The organism is Kitasatospora sp. NPDC127121 (assembly GCF_042677305.1).
GTDB lineage: Bacteria > Actinomycetota > Actinomycetes > Streptomycetales > Streptomycetaceae > Kitasatospora.
On record NZ_JBHXTQ010000001.1, the window covers coordinates 66,453 to 86,042 of the forward strand.

Here is a 19,590-nt window from a genome sequence, read left to right on the forward strand (position 1 = left end):
ACACGGACGGTGCCGTGGCCGCGGATGCCGACCCTGGTGACAGGGGAGCCAACAGGGCGCCGAGCAGGGAGGGTATGAGGACCCTCGCAGTTTTTTTGCCCACCGTGTCCCTTTCTGGATGTTATGTAATTGGCATGTTGTGAAACTTCGTTGAAGGATAGTCAGGTTACGGAGCGACTGATTAGACCCGATGTGACGACGGAGTGACGGGCCCGGACGCGACGGAGTGACGGGCCCGGACACGACGAAGGAGCCCCGGCCGCGGCTGCGGCACGGGGCTCCTCGGTTCGGTCGGGTGTGGCTGAGGGGCCGGGCGGGCTAGAACACCGGCTGGCCGGCGCGCACCAGGCGCCAGGAGTCGGTGAAGAAGTCGGCCGGGTCGATGACGCCCTTGGCCTTCACCCAGGCGATCATCGTGTTGCGGATCTCGTCCGAGTTCGACCAGACCAGCTTGGCCTGCGCCACGTGCGGGAAGTTGCCGCCGCCGTTGGCACGGTAGTTGTTGACCGCCAGGACGAACTGCGCGGCCGGGTCGATCGGCTTGCCCTGGAACGACAGGTTGACGATCCGCCGGCCCTTCGGCTGCGCGATGTCGATGTCGTAGCTCAGCCCGTACAGCGAGTCGTAGTTGTAGTCCGGCGTGGTCTCCGCACCGGTCAGCGCGTCCTTGTCGACCGGCGCGCCCGGGGCCAGCTGGTTGTAGTACTTGGCCGAGAACTCCAGGTAGTCCTTCAGCTGCGCACCCGTCAGGACGCGCGCCTCCAGGGTGTTCTCGTAGATGTACAGACCCGCCGCGTCACGCAGCTTCACCTGGCCCGCCGGGATCAGCGCCGTCCGGTTGAACGGCGCCGCCTGCGCCAGCACCGGCAGGTTGGCGTACTGCCCGCCCGCCAGCGCCGCCTTCACCGCGTCCGCCTGCACCCGGCCGATCAGGTCGATGATCGGAGTCGCCCGGAACCGCGCCTCGGCGATCGACAGGTCCGTCTTGCAGGTGCCGATCTGCTGGTTGACGTACGCCACGACCTTCTTGTGCTGCTCGGTCAGCGCGTCCACGATCTCCGGGTTCTCCGGCACGGTGTTGGAGTTCAGCACCCGCGAGGACACCGAGAGGACCTTCCACGCGCCGTCGGCGAACTCGACGTCGAAGTCGAAGCAGCTCAGGCGCTGGCCCCAGCACAGCGGCTCGGAGAGCACCACGGTCTTACCGGTCTTCTTGTTGACGATCAGCCGCTGCGCCACCTCCTTGTGGGTGTGGCCCACCAGCACCGCGTCGATGCCCGGAACGGTCTCGGCCATCTCACCGGAGGCGTCCTCGGGCCAGGGCAGCTGGTCGCCGTAGGTGGTCGGCTCGTCGATGCCGGAGTGGGCGGAGACGACGATGACGTCCGCGCCCGCGGCCTTCATCCGGGGCACGTACTTGGCGGCCGTCTCGACGATGCCCGGGAAGACCATCTTGCCGGTGACGTTGGCCTTGTCCCAGATCGCGATGCCCGGGTTGGTGAGGCCGAGGATGCCGACCTTCAGCGGGGTGTCCTCGTCCAGCCACACCTCCTTGATCACGTACGGCTTGAAGGCCGGCTTCTCGTTCTTCGCGTGCAGCGCGTTGGCGCCCAGCAGCGGGAACTCCAGCTGGTCCTCGAAGGCCTTCAGGGTGGGGATGCCGTAGTTGAACTCGTGGTTGCCGAGCGCGGCGGCGTCGTAGCCCATGAGGTTCATGGCGACGGCCATCGGGTGGTCGGGCACGTTGTCGCCGTCGGTGGCGATCGGCTCGATCCGGGCGTAGTAGTAGGTCAGCTGGGTGCCCTGGATGATGTCGCCGGAGTCGATCAGCAGGCAGCGGTCCCAGCCCTTCTCCTCACGGACCTGGTTGGCCAGGGTGGAGATCTTGGCGAGGCCGACGTCGTTGTGCGCCTTGTCGGCGTACACGGCGTCGGTGAAGTAGTCCCAGTTGAGCACCCGGCCGTGCAGGTCGGTGGTGCCCATGACGGTGAAGGCCTGCTTGCGGCCCTTGCGCTTGCCCTTGGCGGCCGCCGGAGCCGGCTCGGCGGCCACGGCGGCGGGGGCGGCGGCGACGACTGCTCCGCCGGTCAGGGCGGCGCCGGCGGCGGTGGCGGCGGACCGGGTGACGAAGTCACGGCGGTTCAGGGGCATGGACGACTCTCCCGGGTGGGGACTGACGGGCCGATGGACCGTCAACTGGTGTTCGGGTGGCGTGCCGACGCGCATCGACGCGCGTAGAAGGACGCGCGTAGAAGTGTGCCGTGCGGGCCCGGCCGGTGAATAGCCCTCCGACGTTTCCAGCAGGTGAGATCTTGGCGACTCGTTCGTGACGGGGGTGCGCGGAGGGTGGGGTGGTAAGGGGCCCCGGCCTGGTCCTGCCTGGGCTTTTTCAGGCAGGACCCTCAGTTCAGCTCCGCGACCAGCCGGCGCACCTCGCGGCCGAGCTCCGCCTCCGGGTCCGGCGCGTCCGGCCCCGCCCACGGCCGCCAGGTCAGCGCCCGCAGGTAGCCGGCCACCGCCACCGGCAGCCGGTGCCGCACGATCTCCGCCGGCACCGGCCCCGGCCCCGCCGAGCGCAGCGCCGCCAGCAGGCCCGCCACCCCCGCCGAATCCGGCAGCGGCACCGTGGCCAGGTAGTCGGACAGCGCCGCGAGCTCGGGATCGGGCCGCGGTGCGGGTTCCGGTGCGGGCTCCGGTTCCGGCCTGGGCGTCGGTTCCGGCCTGGGCGTCGACGGCAGCGGAGGCGCCAGCGGATCGACGGGCGGCTCCACGGGCAGGACGACGGGCGGCTCTGTCCGCGGGCCCGGCGTCAGCAGCGCGCCGGCCCCGTACAGCCCCGCCACCACCGCCGGCCACCACGCCCCGCCCAGCCCGGCGAAGTGCAGCCCCAGCCCCACCGCGCCGCCCCCGCAGCCGACCAGGTTCCGGGCCGACTCCAGGTACCGCAGCACCCGCCGGCCGGCCCCGTCACTGGTAGCCACGAATCTCCTCGAACACCCCGTCCAGCGAACCCGACCCGTCGAACAGCTTGCCGCCGCTCACGTCCGCGATCCCCTGCAACTGGCCCACCGCCGCCTCCCCGAACTTGATCGGGAACACCGGGATCGACTTCTGCCCGGACGGCAGCCCGTCGTGGAACCGCTTGAAGTCCCCGTCCGAAGCCCCCTCGTTGCTCTCCCCGTCGGTCATCAGCACGATCGACGTGAACCGGTCGTCCCCCGCTGCCGACTGCTGCCGGTCGATCACCCGGTACGCCTCCTCCAGCGAGTCGTACAGCGCCGTACCCCCCGACGCCGCCAGCGACTGCACGTCCGCGTTGATCGACGCCAGCTCCGCCTCCGGGCCCGGCTTGCTCCCCGAGGCCGGCACCGCGTGCGTCCTCGCCCACTTCACCTTCGACGCGAAGGAGATCAGCGTCACCTCCTCGCGGTCCCGGAACCGGCGCACCGCCCGGGTGTCGTCCGCCCCCGTCAACCGGCCCAGCGCCGACTTCAGCGCCGAGATCCGCGAACCCTCCATCGACCCCGAGGTGTCCAGCACGTACACCGTCCGCGACGGCCGCCGCAGCTCGTTCTGGTACGAGGCCAGCAGCCCGTCCGCCACCGCCCGGCTCCCCGGGAACGGCAGCTCCCGCCGCCGGTCCGCCGGCAGCCCGGCCGCCGGCGACACCCCCGGCGCCACCGGGCGGCGCAGCGTCACCTCGGAGATCCGTTTCTGCACGTCCTCCTTCAACAGGTACGCCGTCAACCGCTGGAAGGAGTCCCGCTCCCGCTGCGCGGACGAGGACAGCAACGACAGCGGATAGTCCGCCGACACCACCCCGTCCACCGGGCGAATTACCGTCAACTGCTGGTCCGCCGCCAGCGACTTGTTCATCGACAGCAGCACCGACTCGTAGTTCACCAGCGCCCCGACCTTGCCCGGCTCCGCCCGGGTGTACGCCTGCGCCAGCCAGCCCGAGGAACCCGACGTCAGCTTCTGGCCGGTGAAGAACTGCTTCAACTGCGGCGCCGCCTTCTGCACGTCCCCCTCGGTCAGCGCCGCCCCCGCACCCGAGAACGCCGACGCCACCGCCACCAGCGTCGAGAAGCCCGAGTTCGACCGGGACGGGTCCGCCATCCCGTACGCCAGCTTCCCGGCCGACGCCGCATCCCCGATCTGCGCCCAGGAGACCTTCGAGCCGTCCCCCCAGCCGAGCTCGTTGAGGACCGAGGACCGAACCCCCACCGCCACCGGCGACACCATCACCGGCGTCTCCGACAGCACCTTCGACTTCCCCGCGTCGTCCAGCCGCAGGTACTGGTTGGACGGGAACCACACCGCGTCGTACTTGCCGTCCGCCCGGCCCGAGGACACCGCGTCCGCGCCGTCCAGCGAGCCCGTCCAGGAGAACTGCACCGTCACCCCGGTCGCCTTCCTGGCGTCTTCCAGGATCGGCGCCAGGTCCTGCAGCTCGCTGCCGGCCAGCACCCGCAGCACCCCCGGCTGCGCCGTCGTGGCCGGCGGGTCGGACGGCTTCGGGCCCGGCGGGGTGGAGGTGCAGGCGGCGGCCGCCAGCAGGGTCGCCAGCGCGGCGACCGTCCAACTGTGTTTCTTCATCCGGGAGTTCACTGAGCCTTCCCCTTGGCGGCCTTGATCAGCCTGGTCAGGATGTCGGGCACGGGAATCTGCGGCTGGTTGACCTTCGCCGCCGCGAGATTGGGCGCCAGGACCGGGGTCTTGCCCTTCACCAGCGCGGCGAAGGCGTCCGGGTCGTCCTGCGGACGGAAGCCGAACTTCGCCTCCAGGCGGCGCAGTTCGGCGTTGTCGTGCAGCTGGGCGGCCAGCCGCCGGCCGTTCGGCGTGCGGCCGACGATGGTGTGGTCGGTGTAGATGGTGGTGTCCGGGTACAGCACCACCATGTCGCCGGTCGACTCGCCCTTCAGCACCATCGCGGCGGCCTGCGACTCGTACGCGAGCACCAGCGGATTGCCGACCCCGGCCAGGAAGGCCTTGAACGGCTCGTCGCTGCTGCTCTTCTGGCCGCCCTGGATCGCGGTCGCCGTGCGCAGCACGTCCTTGGTGGCGTCGATCCCGGCCTGGTCGTAGACCACCTGGCGGTTGTTCAACAGGTACGACAGCAGGGCGATGTGCAGCGCCCCCGAGGAGGATGTCTCCGGGTCGGTGGTGGTGAGGAACACCGGGCCCTTCAACTCCGCGTGCTCGGTCGCGCCCGCGAGGTCGGGCCAGGTGCGGCCGGCCTTCAGCGCGGCCAGGTAGGCGTCCATCCGGAACGTCCACAGCCCGGTGGAATGGTCCAGGGTGGCCAGGCCGTTGCCCATCAGGACGTCCGCCACCGGGCGGTGCGCGAGGATCACCAGCGGCGAGTAGAACGGCTGGACCGGGACCTCCTTGATGTTCCAGTCCACGCGCAGCTTGTCGGCCGGCGGCTGACTGGCCGGGAACGCGAAGTCCTTCGCGTCGCCGTCCATCAGCCAGGAGCCGATGCTCTCCGCGTTCACCTTCATGCCCTGCTTGGCCAACTCGGCGACGACCTGCGGATCCTGGAAGAAGTCGCGCTTCTCCGAACCGATCAGGCCGGAGACGGTGACGATGTCGCCGCCCGGGTCGTCCTGCGGGATCAGTGCGTACGTCACCCCGCCCAGCAGGGCCAACGCCGCCAACACCCCCAGAGTGCGTCTCATGCCGAACGCCTCCCCCTCGTCCGCTACGTCGTCCGGGTGGTCACCCGGGGGTGACGAGCGTCCCGCCGGGCGGGGAGCGGCGGCCGAACCGGCGGTGAACCAAGGGTGAACACCCCTTCACGGGTTCGCATCGGAAGGCCGGACGGCGGCGGCACCCGGGCAGGTGCTCGCACACCGGTCCGAGGATGTGTCAGATTGTTCAACTCGCCTTACGGCAAAGGTCATCCCGCCGTCCGGACCCGCGTCGTGGTTACGCGCCGGTAATGCCTACCCTCAGCAGTATGCGCCGAGCAAAAATCGTCTGCACCCTCGGGCCGGCCACCGACTCGTACGACCAGATCAAATCCCTGGTCGACGCCGGAATGGACATCGCCCGCTTCAACCTCAGCCACGGATCCCACGACGAGCACGAGGAACGCTACCGCCGCGTCCGCAAGGCCGCCGACGAGAGCGGCCGCAGCGTCGGCATCCTCGTCGACCTTCAAGGCCCGAAGATCCGGCTCGACACCTTCGCCCACGGCCCCGTACTTCTCGAACGCGGCGACGAGTTCACCATCTCCACCGACAACGGCGTCGTCGGAGACAAGGACATCTGCGGCACCACCTACCCCGGCCTCGCCGCGGACGTCACCCGCGGCGAACGCATCCTCGTCGACGACGGCCGGGTCACCCTGGAGGTCGTCGAGGTCGACGGGCCGCGCGTGCGCTGCCTCGTCATCGAAGGCGGCCTCGTCTCCGACCACAAGGGCCTCAACCTCCCCGGCGTCGCCGTCTCCGTCCCCGCACTCAGCGACAAGGACGTCGCCGACCTGCGGTGGGGCCTGCGCACCGGCGCCGACCTGATCGCGCTCTCCTTCGTCCGCAGCGGCCGCGACATCGAGGACGTCCACCGGATCATGGCCGAGGAGGGGCGCCTCGTCCCCGTCATCGCCAAGATCGAGAAGCCGCAGGCGGTCGACAACCTGGAATCCATCGTCGACGCCTTCGACGGCATCATGGTGGCCCGCGGCGACCTGGGCGTGGAGATGCCCCTCGAACAGGTCCCGCTCGTCCAGAAGCGCGCCGTCAAGCTCGCCAAGCGCAACGCCAAGCCGGTCATCGTCGCCACCCAGATGCTCGACTCGATGATCAACGCCTCCCGGCCCACCCGGGCCGAGGCCTCCGACGTCGCCAACGCCGTCCTCGACGGGACCGACGCCGTGATGCTCTCCGGCGAGACCTCCGTCGGCAAGTACCCCGTCGAGACCGTCAAGACCATGAGCCGCATCATCGAGGCCGCCGAAACCGACATCCTCGCCGCCGGACTGCCGCCCCTGACCACCGGCAACAAGCCGCGCACCCAGGGCGGCGCCGTCGCCCGCGCGGCCGCCGAGATCGGCGACTTCCTGGACGCCAAATACCTCATCGCCTTCACCCAGTCCGGCGACACCGCGCGCCGGCTGACCCGCTACCGCTCACCCATCCCCGTCCTCGCCTTCACCTACGAACCCGCCGTCCGCAGCCAACTCGCCCTCACCTGGGGCGTCGAGACCTTCCTCGGCCCCTTCGCCCCCACCACCGACCAGATGGTCGAACAGGTCGACGCGGCCCTCCTGTCGCTCGGCCGCTGCCAGAAGGGCGACATCGTCGTCATCACCGCCGGCTCCCCGCCCGGCCTCGCCGGCTCCACCAACCTCGTCCGCGTCCACCACGTCGGGACCCTGGACAACTGACCGGAGCGGGGGGGGCCCGGGCGGGGGGGGCGCGCCCCCCCCCCGACTGCCGGTCACAGGCGGAAGGGGTTGCCGCCCTGTGCGGCGATCACGTACCAGGCGGTCGCCCCGGTGTGGAGGGAGGAGTAGTAGAAGTCGCCCTCCCCGGTGTCCAGGCCGTCGTGCGAGGCGGCGACGATGCCCTTGCCGTCTGTGTTGGCCGCGCCGCTCTGGGCCTTCTGCAGGGTCGCCATCAGGGTCGCCGCCTTCGCGGCGTCGCCGTCCGCGCGGCGGACCTGGTAGGCGGCCAGCAGGTGGGCGGTGCCCTCGAACCAGACGCCGCTGGTGTCCTTGCCGCTGAAGCCCACCCCGCTGTACGGGCCGTCGGTGGCCGCCATCCGCCCGGCCGCCCAGTCGACGGCGGGCGCGTAGGACGGGTCGAGGGTGGCCAGGTAGCTCCAGGTCTGCACGTCCTCCGGCTCGACGTCGTCGTTGGTGGTCACCCCGTCCAGGCCGGTGCCCGTCCACAGGTGGCCGTTGGCGGCCTGCACGGACTTCACGAACCGGAACGCGTTGGTGGAGCGCTGCGCCCAGCCCGCGTCGCCGGTGACGCCGGCGAGCATCGCGAAGAAGGCGCCGGTGTCGATGTTGTGCTCCGTGGCCTTCCAGGTGAGCGGGACCATCGTCTGGCCGGTGCCGTCGTCGTTGCGCAGGCCGCCGGTGTAGCCGCCGGCACCGCGGGTGTCCGCGGTGTTGTTCTGGATCCAGTTGGCGGCCTTCAACGCCCCGTCCAGGAAGCGCTGTTGGCCGGTCACCTGGTAGAGCCGGGTGAGCGCCATGCCGGCCCAGGCCATGTTCCCGGTGTAGACGGAGAACCCGCCGACGTACGGCTCGCCGGACGGGGTCTTGACGAAGGGGTCCGGCTCGTAGGAGGCGCGGATGCGGCCGTCCGGGGTGATGTCGTGGGCCTGGGCGTACAGCAGGCTGTCCCCGAGCGCCGTGGCGTGGGCGACGTCGTCGGTTCCGCCGCGTTGCAGGAACGCGGTGATGACGAGCGCGTTGTCGTACGTGAAGGAGGCCTGGAAGCCGTCCGGGCCGAACAGCTTCGGGTCCTCGAAGTGCCCGCCCTGGTAGCTGCGGGGCACGCGCAGCGTGCTGCCGGTGCCGTGGGCGTCGAGGCGCTGGGCGAGGAAGGAGTAGGCCGCGTCCACGGAAGGCCCGGAGGGCTTCACCGGCGGCTGCTGGGACGGCAGGTGCAGGCTGTCCGCGGGCGGGGGGCCGGGCGTGCTCGGCAGGTCGGCGTCCTCGTCTCCGACCGGCACCAGTTTGAAGAGCTGGTTCTCGTCGTTGTGGTCGCACGGGGCGTTGCCGGGTGTCGCGATGCTGTTCGGCACGCTCGCGCCGGGCCACAGTGCGAGACAGTTCCCGCCCTTGATCTGGAGGTGGAAGTACCAGTGGCCGCCCTCCCAGTCCGACATCTGGAGTCCGACGTCGGCGGACTGGCCCAGGTACTCGTTGGGGGCGGCGAGGTTCCGGAACATCCAGCCGCCGTCCGTCGTCTGGAGGATTTCCCAGTCGGCCCGCGGGTCACCGGGCTGGCTGCCGACGAGCCGGCCGCTCGGCAGGTCGTAGGCCATCGCCGCACCGTTGCCGTCGACCAGTTCGGTGTGGTCGTGCGGCTTGGGGTCGGAGCCCATCGCCACGCCCCCGCCGCCGCTGCCGTAGTCCTCCCAGCTCACGTGCCCGGTGCTCCAGTCGCGAACGCCGATCTTGGCGCCCAGCATGGGGAGGGCGTCCTCCAGGCCGACGAACATGATGCCGCCCGAGCAGGTGGTCGCCATCGTCTTCCCCGGCGTCTTGCAGCTCCAGGTTCCACCCGTGGTGGCCGAGACGATGCCCAGGGCCGTGATGTTGGGCGGCGCCCCCGGCAGGCCCGGGCCGCCTCCCAGCACGACGGGCCCTCCGCTGTCACCCCTGCGGGCCGCGATGGACGAGTTGTCGGCGGCGGTGAACTGCTTGAGGGCCTTCCACCCGTACATGTAGTGGTGCTCGATCTCGCCGCCCAGGTTGTCGGGGCCCTTGGCGTAGTAGTCGGTCACCTTGGTGGTGACCTGGATGTTGCAGATCTCGCCCGAGCGGGAGCCCTCGTTGCAGATCCAGTTCCCCTCGTGCGCCACCTGCGCGGCGCTCACCCACTTCTTGGTCTGCGAGATGCTGGACTGGTCGGCCGCGCCGCCCGTCCAGATCTGCTGGTCCATCGTGATGTTCGAAGACGGCTTGATGACGGCCGCGTCGAGGTAGACGGGCCCCCTCTCGTCCTGGCGGACGATGTGGGGCGAGATCCGGGTGCCGATCGCCGGCCCCTGTCCGCCCGAATCGTCCACGCCGTACCGGACGTTGGTCTCGTTGTTCGGCATGAAGCAGTGGTCCGCGGTGAGCATGGCGTTCTCGTCGCGGTACTTGATCGCGAACGCCGTGCTGCAGAACGGTGCGATGATCTGCGCGCCGCCGGCACTCGGATCGCTCCGGCGCGAGGGTTCGCCGAGGCTGATCGACTCCGTGCCGTTCGCTTCGACCGTCACCGGAACGCTCACGGACGCCACCGCCCGCCGCAGCCGCTGTGCGTCGGCCTCGCCGCCCACCACGGTCGCGGTGAGGCCGCTCCCGTCCTGCGGCATCGCCACGTCGGTGATCCGCACTCCGACGGAATCGGCGATGCGCGTCACCTCGCGCGAGGCGTCCTTCAGGTCCTGCGCACTGTGCGGCGCCGACTTGACGTCGACACGCACCGGGCTGTGCGCGACGACCGCCCGGACCTCGGGCGCCAGCTCGCCGTGCCAGTAGATCGTGAGGTGCTTCGTCTCGGGGGCGGCGACCACGCCGGCGAGGGCCTGGCTGCCGATCTGACCCGACACCTGTTCCACGGCCGAAGCGGTCTCGTTCATCTTGCCCTGGATGTCCATCAGTTGATGCCAGGACAGGAAGGGTGAAGGGCTCCCGAAGGAGTTCGCCACGGGCGCGATGCCGGGAGCCGCGAGCACTCCCACGACGGCGGTCGCGGTGGCGAAGGCCACGAGCGGCCTTCGCCACCTGCCCCTGCGGCGGGCCGGATCTTCGATGTGGTGGACCAACGGGAACTCCTCGGGGCTCGAAACTGTGGGGCGCCTCGGCGCCCTCTCACCCGTGCCTACGGGCGGGGGTGAACCCGCAGTTCAGAGCAGGTACGGGTCGGCCGAGAACGCTTGCCGGTCCGTGGTTCGGACGCCCGGATGCCACCGGTCGGTTCGCCGTTTGGCCACCGCCGGGCGTTCGGACCGGATCGGCTGCGACGGGACGTCCCGGAAACATCGGATTCGCACACCTCGTCGCTCCCGGACGGGCAGAGTGGGAACCCGATCCGCCGAACAGTCGACCTGGAGGCTCCCGTGCTCAACCTCTCCCGCGAGGAACTACCGGAACGGCACCAGGAGTTGCTGGACGTCCTGGTGACACGGCATGACCTGGCCACCAAGCGCCGCCGTAACACCTCGTTCGTACTCCTCGACCACGACGGACGTCGCTTCGCCGTCTGTGAGTACGGAGCACATTGGTACGAGGAAGGCGTGCCGGTGCACCTGGCAGTCGACCTGACCACGGGCAGCCATGTGTCGATCACCGCCTACCGCGCCTCCGCCGTGTGGCCGGGAACGTTCTGGTCGTTCTTCGAACCCGGCCGCGTCCCCTCCGACGACCCGGTGCGGGCCTGGCTGGCGACCCCGGCGGCTGCCCCCGGGCCGCGCCCGAGCGTTGCCGTGGCGTGGCCGGACCAACTCGAACGGTTCTGCGCTGCGGAGCTGGTCCGCACCGACCAACCCGAACTGCTCGCACAGGCCGAGCTGGTCGCGGACCCGGAACTTCCCGAGGACCAGACCACACTGGTACGACGGCACTCGGCGGCGGCACTGCCGTACGCCGTGCTGTTCCGCCACGAGGACGCGCTGAGCGTCGTCAACAAGCTGATCGGCAGCGGCCGGGGCTGTCCGCTCCCCGAACTCTGACAGCGGCCGCCCTGTCGATGGGTGCGCACCCGCCCCCTCCAGGGCGTCACCTCGCTGCCGCAGGTCCCGCACCAGGTACGGCAAAACACCCGAAAGGCACCTCGCAGACCTTCACCTCCGCGCCCCGATGATCCGGCAGCGGCGGACCGCCCGTACGACGGTCTCGACACAGGGTCAGCCGGCGGTCGTGTCGAAGCAGTGCGCCTCTGACGCGAGAACCCGCCGGGCCCGGGGCGGGTTCTCGCGTCAGAGCGGGTTCGTCACCCAGGGTCTACCAGTCGGTGCCGATGTTGGTGCGGTTGCCGAAGGTGTTCTGGCCGGTGCCGGGGTAGAAGTACATGTCGCCGGTGGATCCTTGGGGAGCCTGGACGGCTGCGATGTCGGTCCTGCCGTCGGCGTTGAAGTCGCCGCCGATGAGGTCGCGCATGATGTTCCAGCCGGTGCCGGCGTTGATCGGGGCTGCGAAGGAACCGGCGCCGTTGCCCGGATAAATGTACAGATTCCCGTCAGCAGTACCGACCGCGGCGATATCCGACTTCCCGTCACCGTTGAAGTCACCGCTCGCGAATTTACCCACGGTGTTCCAACCGGTACCGGCGTTGATCGGCACTGCGAAGGAACCGGCACCGTTACCCGGATAGACGTACAGATTCCCGTCAGCAGTACCGACCGCGGCGATATCCGACTTCCCGTCACCGTTGAAGTCACCACCGATGAGGTGGTCCAGGTTGTTCCAGCCGGTGCCCGCCAACCACGGCGTGCCGAACGCGCCAGCGCCATTGCCCGGATAGACGTACAGATTCCCGTTGGCGGTGTTCACCGCGGCGAGATCGACCTTCCCATCGCCGTTGAAGTCACCCGGCGTCACATTGCTGACCGTGTCCCAACCGGTACCGATCAGACTCCGCTCACCGAACGTACCGACACCGGTACCCGGGTACAGGTACATCTTCCCCGTCGCCGCATCCACCGCCGCCAGATCGGTCTTCCCGTCACCATTGAAGTCAGCCGACGCAAAACCCGTCATCCCCACCGGAATAGCGGGGCTCTGGCCGATGGCGTTGACGATCTTCTGCGCGTCGGCCGCCTGCCCCTGGTAGAGGCTGGGATAGGCCGACTGCTGGACGCCTTGGCAGACCTCGCCGATCGACTTGCTCTGCCACGTGTTGTTCGGATACGTCGAGAGCATCGCGCTGATGAACTTGCGGGTCGTCGTCGCCGGGTCGAGCCGCTGCGCGGTGGTGCCCCACGAGGCCCGCTGCTGGAACAGGCCGACACTGTCGTGGTCCTCCATGTTCGGGTTGTTCCGCAGGGTGGATTCCACAATCGCCGTGGTGATCGCGATGACCTCGGCCTGCTGCGGTAAGTCGTTGGCCCGCACGGTGTTGACGATGGCCCGGGCGCAGGACATCCGGTACGCGTTCATCGCGTTCCGCAGGCTGCCGGTGAGCTGTTGGTTCAGTTGGGCGGCGGCGGTGGTGTCGGCGGAGGTGACCGTGCCGCAGGACACATCGGGCAGGGTCGCGTGCGCGGGGCTCGTCGCAATCATCATCCCGCCGGCCAGGACCGCACTCACCGCGAGAAGTTGCAGGGCGTTGCGCACAGTCCTCTTCATGGTGAAACGTTTCCTTCGTTCGCAGGTCGGATGTGTCGTCGCCAGAGACCTGGGCCACGACAGGTCTCAAGGGCACTGAGGGAATTCGCCTTTGACCGTGCGCCGGACAGGGCATGGACAAGCCCGGCGCGCAACACGTGAGAGCGGAGTGAGAACACCCCGGTTCGGCGACCGCCCCGGCCGCGCGGCGACGGGCGCGGTGCCCGGGCCGGTGACGTGCGGGTGGGCCCGAAGTGGGCTGCTACCGCCAGCCCATGGTGTCGATGCTCACCAGGGGCGGCGTCGGAAGCAGGGTGGCGGTGACGAGCGGGGTGACGAGGGCGGCGACCGCGGCGGTCTTCGCGATGCGGGTGCGGATCATGGCAGGGCTCCTTCGGGACTCACGCGCAACAGGGAGTGGCCCGGATCCGGTGCGTCCCACGGTGACGCTGCCCCGGTTCCTTTCGGCTGCTTGTCGCTGCCGTTGGGTACGATCCTGCCCGCCGACCAGTGGCCCAACTAGGGTTCTGTGCTGGCCTGAACCGGCCTTGGCCCAAGCCGTCCACCGTGGTCGGATGCGGACGCCCAGCGCCTCGGGCCGACGCATACGACTGCAGGGCGATCGACGTTCCGGAATGCGGCCGGTGACGGTTCGGACTGCGGCCCTGAACGTGGCGGCCATGGCCGACGGCTACCGCGAATCGTCCGAGGCGTGGACCGGGCTCGCGATGGTGTTCAAGCTGGTCGAGTCCGCCCAGGCCCGGTGGCGCGCCGTCAACGGCGCCCACCTGGTCGCGCTCGTCCGCGCCGGTGCTCGCTTCGACCGCGGCCTGCTCGTCGAACGTGCCGCGGCCCTCGCAGCCTGGTCAGGGGCTGCGAGGGCCGGGCGGGAGGTTACGCGGTGGTGGGGCTGCTGGTCCCGGCGCGCAGGGCTGCGATGAGCCAGGCGAACACGGGCGCGAGGCTCGGCGGGGCGGGCCATGCGTTGATCACGGCGAGGAGGTGCCAGTAGCGTTCCGCCCGAGGGTCGTTGGCCGTCTCCAGACGCGTCAGCAACCACTCGCGCAGCTCGCCGTCGTCCGCACGGTTGAAGACTTGGGCATAGCGGGCGGTCAGGTCACCGACGATGGGTGCAGCCTCGGCGGAGGCCGGGGCGATGCCGGCGTCGAGGGCGTCGCCGACCCGGTCGCGGACGGCTTCGGTGAGCTCCTGGTGCAGGCCGGTGGTGTCGCCCTGGGCGCGCTCGTTCGCCTGGTGCTGGGCCATCCGTCGCACGGAGGCGCGGAAGTCCGGGTCCTGGGTGAGTTCCGCGAGTTCGACCCAGGCGTCGACTTGCTCGGGCTCGGGGTCGTCGGGCAGTTCGGGCATGGCCGAGCGCATCAGGGCCACGAAGTCGGGGTTGGCTTCGAGACCGCCGAAGGCGTCGTCGATGAAGTCGTTGACGAGGCGTCGGCGTTCGTCGTCGGAGAGCTTCGCGAGTTTGTGCATGAGGTCCATCTCCTTGGGAGTAGAGCCCCGTTTGGCCACCGCCCGCAGCACCGCGCGTCGCAGCCGGAGGGTGCGGATCTGCACCTCCAGTGCGTCGGCGTGGGCCGCCGCGACCGCGGACACCGAGACCTCCCGGTCCAGTACCTGCCGAATGACGGCAAGTTCCAGGCCCAGGTCGCGAAGAGTGCGCACCAGATCCAGGCGTGCGAGCGCAGTGAGGTCGTAGAGCCGGTAGCCAGCCGGGCTTCGGTCAGTCGACGGCACGATCCCGATGTCGGAGTAGAACCGTATGGTCTTGACCGTCAGTCCGGTCCTACGGGCCAAAGCCCCGATCGTGAAAAGTCCGTCGCCGTCCATGCCCCCACCCTCACGTCTCCCCCTGGTGGAGACTCAAGCCATCTTCCCTCCACCCGCCACCCACCACCCCACGGGACCGAGACAGCCGCCTCGTCCCCAGGTCTTGACAATGACTCGCAACGCGGCCTGGTCGAAGCCCGCGCTGACCGAGGTCGGCCCCCGACCGTGGCCGGGGGCCGACACTTCGGGACCGCTCAGCGGGCGTCGGTCTCGTCGATCAGGTACTGGAGCTCGTCGAAGATCGGGACGCCTCGACGGACCGGTCGGTTCACCCGCTCCGGCCGGGTTCTCCGTTCGTGTCATGTCACGTCGCGTCGTGACACGTCGCGTCGTGCACGGGAGCTGCCGTGCCGGGCGAAGGGCTCGGGCGGGAGGGCGGTTTCTGGTGCTCCGGGCCCCGCCCGAGCCGTTCGGGGTCAACGACCGGCGGTCTCCGGCTCCAACACGAAGACAGGGATCACCCGGTCCGTCTTCGTCTGGTACGCGGCGTAGTCCGGCCAGACCTCGACCGCGCGGGCCCACCACAGCTCCCGCTCCGCGCCCTCGACCTCGCGCGCCGTCATGTCCTGGCGCACGGCGCCGTCCTGGAGCTCGACCTGCGGGTGCGCGACCAGGTTGTGGTACCAGGTGGGGTTCTTGGGCGCGCCGCCCTGCGAGGCCACCAGGGCGTAGGTCCCCTCGTGTTCCACCCGCATCAGCGGGTTCTTGCGGATCTTCCCGCTCTTGGCCCCCAGGCTGGTGAGGACGACCACCGGCACGCCCCGGAGGGTCGTGCCCTCGGTGCCCCCGGAGCCCTCGTACAGCGCGACCTGGTCGCTGACCCACTTCTCCGGGCTCGGTTGGTATTCGCCGCTAAGAGGCATGCTGTTCCCGTCCCACTCGATGAGGACCGCCGGCGGCCGACCTGGTGCCGTCCGCCCCGGGGTCCTCGCTCCGTTCGGCCGCCTCCATGATTCACCACGAGGCCGCGGCCCGGTAGGAGGCGGCGCGACGGCGGGGCGTGACACCTCGGACCGGGCCGGTGGTGACCAACGGTCAACGCTGCGGCGGCGGCTGCTGCTGCTCCGGCGGCGGCCGGTTCGGGGCCCGATCGCGAACTGCCCGGCGCTGAGGGTCCGGACCAGGTCCGGACCCTCAGCGGATGCCAGGTCAGGGGCAGGTGACGTTGAAGGTGACCTCGTGGGTGGCGGCCACGTTGCTGCCCCAGTTGCCGAGGATGTCCTTCATCTGGACGCCGTAGTAGGACCACAGCTTCCAGGTACCGTTCTGGCACGGGTAGGTGCTGCCGTTGCTCGCGGCACTGTTCTTGCCGGAGGCGCCGGGGAAGAGCGCGTCCTTGGTCTTGGTGCCGTCCGGGAAGGTGATCTCGTAGGAGCTGGGCTCCCAGATGCGGCAGCCGTTCGGCGGGTCCGCCCAGCCGATGATCTTCCACCAGCCGCACTCGGTCCACAGCGTCGGGTAGATCCCCCCGTCCCCGCTGTCGTAGAGGCACAGCCAGCTCTTCATCCGGCGGTCCTCGTTGCCGTTGTAGTCGACCCATTCGCCGCAGTGCGGCTCGGCGACCGTACGCGTGGACGGGGCGGCCTGGCGTGGCGCGGGGGCGGCGGCGGCAGTTGTGGCGGTGAGGGCGAGCGCGCCGAGGGCGGCGAGGGCGGCAGCGCCCGCACGCAGCCGGCGGGCGGGCCGAGGAGGAGAAGTGATCATGGAGGCATGATGTCGCCGTCCGGGCCCTCCGATGCCGGTGGCCTCGGAGGTTTCACCCGAACGAGGTGAGGTGGGACGGGTTTTCGAGGTACCACCTTGACCGTTCAGGCGCCGCCCTCGCGGGGTGGATGCCAGCCGCGCGTTCAGCTCGCACGGGCACCCGGCGCGGCCCTCCTGAGGCTGGGGCGGGCCCGGTCAGGTGGCGGGCGGTGGCGCGCCTCCGCCGTCGTCGAGGAGGGCCAGGCGGGCGATGACGTCGTCGGCCAGCTTCGCGAGCAGGCGGCCCAGGTCCCCGCGGTCCTGGTCCGGCCAGTGCGCTATCGCGTCCGTGAACCAGCCGATCATGGACGTCGCGTAGGCGTTCGCGGCCCTCGTTCCTTCAGTGGTCGCCTCGATGAGGCTGGCACGCCGGTCGTGCGGATCGCCGACGCGATGGACGAGGCCGCGCCGCTCCAGCGCCTGGACCTGTCGCGTGACGTGCGGGCCGACCACCTGCATCCGTTCGGCGATCTCCCCGATGCGCAGCGGCCGGTCCGCCATGTGCAGGGTCATGAGCGCGCTCAGAGCGGGGCGCTCCAGGGCGAGTCCCGCCGCCTCGGCCGCCCGTTCGGCCAGGCGGCCGCGGGTCATGGCGTTGCTCAGCTGGGCCAGCCGGGGCAGGGCCGCCCAGACGGCTGCCGCCTGCTCGTCCGCGCCGGGGTCGTCCGGCGAGTCCGCGGTCATCGGACCACCACCTCCACTTGAATACCTAACTTAGGTATCTATATCCTGGGGCTGTACCCGCTCTCCGCGGGTGCACTGTGCCGTCCATAAAGATACCTAAGGTACGCATCTTCGGTGTGGCCGCCAGGAGGCGACCGCCGGGCTGCGCCGCCAGGAGGAGAGCACACCGTGAACAACCACTCCGCGAACCGCAAGGTCCTCATCTCGGGCGCGAGCATCGCCGGCCCCGCCCTCGCCTACTGGCTCGACCGCTACGGCTTCGACGTCACCATCGTCGAGCGAGCGTCAGCCGTACGGGGCGGCGGGTACGCCATCGACATCCGCGGCGCCGCCCGCGAGGTCGTCGACCGCATGGGGCTGCTCCCGCAGCTGCGCGAGGCCCACGTGGACACGCGCAAGCTCTCGTTCGTGGACGCGGACGGGGCGCTCATCGGCTCCGTCACCCCCGAGGCCGTCACCGGAGGCGCCGCAGGCCTGGACCTGGAAGTACGGCGCGGCGACCTGGCGAGCGCCCTCTACGCCCCGCTCCGCCACCGGGTCGAGTTCCTCTTCGGCGACTCCATCGCCACCCTGGACGACCGGGCGGACGGCGTCGACGTCACCTTCGACAGTGGCGCCCACCGCACCTTCGACCTGGTGATCGGCACCGACGGGCTGCACTCCAACACCCGCAGGCTGGTCTTCGGCCCCGAGGACGCGTTCCACCGCTACCTCGGCCACGTCTTCGCCGGTTTCACCCTCGCGAACGACCTGGACCTCGCCCACGAAGGGATCATCTGGAACACGCCAGGCCGCGCGGCCGTCCTCTACGCCCACGAACCCGCCGACCGCGTGCACGGGTTCCTCCTCCTCAAGCGGGAGGACGCCCCCGTCGACGCCTTCCGGGACCCGCAGGCGCAGCGCGAACTCGTCGCCGCCGCCTTCCCCGAGCGCAGCTGGCACATCCCGCGCCTGGTGGACGCGCTGCGCGAGGCCGACGACCTGTTCTTCGACGTCGTCAGCCAGATCCACATGCCCACCTGGTCCCGTGGCCGCGTCGCCCTCGCCGGTGACGCGGCCCACGCGACCTCGTTCCTGTCCGGCCAGGGCTCCAGCGTCTCGCTCGTCGGCGCCTACCTCCTGGCCGGAGAACTGGCCGGCCACACCGACCACGCAGCCGCCTTCGCGGCCTACGAGCGCAAGGCGCGCCCCTTCGTCGAGCGGAACCAGGCGCTGGCCACCTCCGGCGGCACCACCCTCATCCCCGGCACCCAGGACATGCTCGACACCCGCAACGCGGCCCTGCGCAACCCCACCACCTCGGCGGGCGCCGGGGGACGCGCCGCCCACAGCGACGTGATCCTGCCGGACTACGACCACGCCGGATGACGGCGCGCCCGCGTGCCGGGCTCGGCGAGTCGGGCGGTTCCGCGCTGCCCAGCGGCCACACCTGCTGAGGGATGCGACGGGTTGCTGGTCCTGGCTTCGCGCACGCAGTGGTGGTCCAACGCGGTGCTGACGCGGCGCTAGAGAGTCACCCCTTGCAGGGACAGCACGATGCCCGCGCCGATGCCGCCCATCCCCAGAGCGACGGCCGCACTCCACCACCCGCCCTGGCCCCACCGGAACGGGCGGTCCAGTGCCAGGCGTCCGGGGCCGATGGCGGAGACCGCGATCGCGATCAGCGCCAGGCACAGCGGGTACTCCATGCCGCCCTTGTCGGCCCACAGGCCTCTGCCCGAGGTGACGGACATCGCGTTGATCATCACCCCGATCACGGCGGCGGCGGCCAGCGGGGTGAACAGCCCGAGGGCGAGGCCCAGGCCGCCGCACAACTCTGAGGCTCCTCCCAGCGTGGCGAAGAGGACGCCGGGCCGGTAGCCCAGGGCCTCGAAGCCCTTACTGGTGGCATGCAGACCGGCGCCACCGAACAGGCCGAAGAGTTTCTGGGCACCGTGGCCGGCCAGCAGCAGGCCGGCCAGCCGGAGCACCAGCAGGCCGACGTCGGCGGCGGACACCGGCGGTGGATGCGTGGAGGTCGGAGCGGCACTGCGGACGGAGGTCCGCAGCCGCTCGGCGGTCAGTTTCATGGCGAAGGTCTCCTCCCGCGCGCCGCAACCGCCGCGAGCAGGATCGCCTCTCCCGAGACGAGGCGTCGACGCGCAGATCAGATCGGCCGGGCGCGACTCGCGCCGCCGTCGACCAAGTCCAGGAACAGCCGGACCGACACCGCCTCGCCGGAGGCATCCGCGTGTCTCACCGATAACCCTCCGAGAAGGGAAGCCGTGATCCAGCACTCTCCGTATCCACTCTACGCGGCAGCAACCGGCGGC

The 19,590-nt window shown here is 70.4% G+C and carries 14 protein-coding genes and 1 pseudogene; 4 read left to right on the forward strand and 11 right to left on the reverse strand.

The features are described from left to right. Positions 1 to 318: 318 nt before the first annotated feature. The 4 genes from ACFVHI_RS00335 to ACFVHI_RS00350 form a co-directional block, all read right to left on the reverse strand. Complete coding sequence (locus ACFVHI_RS00335; protein WP_380334117.1) at positions 319 to 2,151, reverse strand: bifunctional metallophosphatase/5'-nucleotidase; 1,833 nt, start codon at positions 2,149 to 2,151, stop codon at positions 319 to 321. 251 nt (positions 2,152 to 2,402) lie between these two features. Further along, positions 2,403 to 2,981 carry a hypothetical protein gene (locus tag ACFVHI_RS00340; RefSeq protein ID WP_380334120.1) on the reverse strand — a complete coding sequence of 193 codons (579 nt, stop codon included), beginning with the start codon at positions 2,979 to 2,981 and terminating at the stop codon, positions 2,403 to 2,405. After that, entirely contained in the window at positions 2,968 to 4,599 is a 1,632-nt protein-coding gene (locus tag ACFVHI_RS00345; protein ID WP_063351039.1) for a VWA domain-containing protein, read from the reverse strand. Before ACFVHI_RS00345 ends, ACFVHI_RS00340 begins: the two co-directional genes overlap by 14 nt. Before the next feature lie 8 nt (positions 4,600 to 4,607). Further along, the gene (locus ACFVHI_RS00350; protein WP_063347154.1) at positions 4,608 to 5,684 is read right to left on the reverse strand and encodes a hypothetical protein; all 1,077 of its coding nucleotides are present in this window, start codon (positions 5,682 to 5,684) and stop codon (positions 4,608 to 4,610) included. Positions 5,685 to 5,965: 281 nt separating this feature from the next. Between ACFVHI_RS00350 and pyk the strand changes: the two genes are divergently transcribed. Next, positions 5,966 to 7,396: a pyruvate kinase gene (gene pyk, locus ACFVHI_RS00355; RefSeq protein WP_063347153.1), complete on the forward strand. Its 1,431-nt coding sequence runs from the start codon at positions 5,966 to 5,968 to the stop codon at positions 7,394 to 7,396. Between the two features lie 53 nt (positions 7,397 to 7,449). Here pyk and ACFVHI_RS00360 read toward each other — a convergent pair whose 3' ends face one another. Continuing rightward, complete coding sequence (locus ACFVHI_RS00360) at positions 7,450 to 10,449, reverse strand: trypsin-like serine protease (RefSeq protein WP_380334124.1); 3,000 nt, start codon at positions 10,447 to 10,449, stop codon at positions 7,450 to 7,452. Positions 10,450 to 10,800: 351 nt separating this feature from the next. On the opposite strand from ACFVHI_RS00360, the gene ACFVHI_RS00365 reads away from it, so the two are divergent. After that, positions 10,801 to 11,412, forward strand: coding sequence for a hypothetical protein (locus ACFVHI_RS00365; RefSeq protein ID WP_380334127.1), 612 nt, complete (start codon positions 10,801 to 10,803; stop codon positions 11,410 to 11,412). A 271-nt stretch (positions 11,413 to 11,683) separates the two neighbouring features. On the opposite strand, the gene ACFVHI_RS00370 is transcribed toward ACFVHI_RS00365, so the two are convergent. Continuing rightward, entirely contained in the window at positions 11,684 to 13,027 is a 1,344-nt protein-coding gene (locus ACFVHI_RS00370) for an FG-GAP repeat domain-containing protein (protein ID WP_380334129.1), read from the reverse strand. 698 nt (positions 13,028 to 13,725) lie between these two features. On the opposite strand from ACFVHI_RS00370, the pseudogene ACFVHI_RS00375 reads away from it, so the two are divergent. Then, positions 13,726 to 13,947 (forward strand): annotated as a pseudogene (locus tag ACFVHI_RS00375) (hypothetical protein); the annotation flags it as partial. Here ACFVHI_RS00375 and ACFVHI_RS00380 read toward each other — a convergent pair. The 4 genes from ACFVHI_RS00380 to ACFVHI_RS00395 form a co-directional block, all read right to left on the reverse strand. Next, the gene (locus tag ACFVHI_RS00380) at positions 13,901 to 14,851 is read right to left on the reverse strand and encodes a MerR family transcriptional regulator (RefSeq protein ID WP_380334132.1); all 951 of its coding nucleotides are present in this window, start codon (positions 14,849 to 14,851) and stop codon (positions 13,901 to 13,903) included. The pseudogene ACFVHI_RS00375 and the gene ACFVHI_RS00380 overlap by 47 nt on opposite strands. Positions 14,852 to 15,267: 416 nt before the next feature. Continuing rightward, positions 15,268 to 15,714, reverse strand: a complete 447-nt coding sequence (locus tag ACFVHI_RS00385) for a nitroreductase family deazaflavin-dependent oxidoreductase (protein WP_380334135.1) — start codon at positions 15,712 to 15,714, stop codon at positions 15,268 to 15,270. 286 nt (positions 15,715 to 16,000) lie between these two features. Next, complete coding sequence (locus ACFVHI_RS00390) at positions 16,001 to 16,555, reverse strand: hypothetical protein (RefSeq protein WP_063351886.1); 555 nt, start codon at positions 16,553 to 16,555, stop codon at positions 16,001 to 16,003. Between the two features lie 195 nt (positions 16,556 to 16,750). Then, on the reverse strand, positions 16,751 to 17,278 hold the full coding sequence (locus ACFVHI_RS00395; protein ID WP_380334139.1) for a MarR family winged helix-turn-helix transcriptional regulator: 528 nt from the start codon (positions 17,276 to 17,278) through the stop codon (positions 16,751 to 16,753). Positions 17,279 to 17,446: 168 nt separating this feature from the next. Between ACFVHI_RS00395 and ACFVHI_RS00400 the strand changes: the two genes are divergently transcribed. Then, positions 17,447 to 18,646 (forward strand): FAD-dependent monooxygenase, encoded by a 1,200-nt coding sequence (locus ACFVHI_RS00400; RefSeq protein ID WP_380334142.1) that lies wholly within the window; start codon positions 17,447 to 17,449, stop codon positions 18,644 to 18,646. A gap of 137 nt (positions 18,647 to 18,783) precedes the next feature. Here ACFVHI_RS00400 and ACFVHI_RS00405 read toward each other — a convergent pair whose 3' ends face one another. After that, positions 18,784 to 19,347, reverse strand: a complete 564-nt coding sequence (locus ACFVHI_RS00405; RefSeq protein WP_380334145.1) for a DoxX family protein — start codon at positions 19,345 to 19,347, stop codon at positions 18,784 to 18,786. Positions 19,348 to 19,590: the final 243 nt, after the last annotated feature.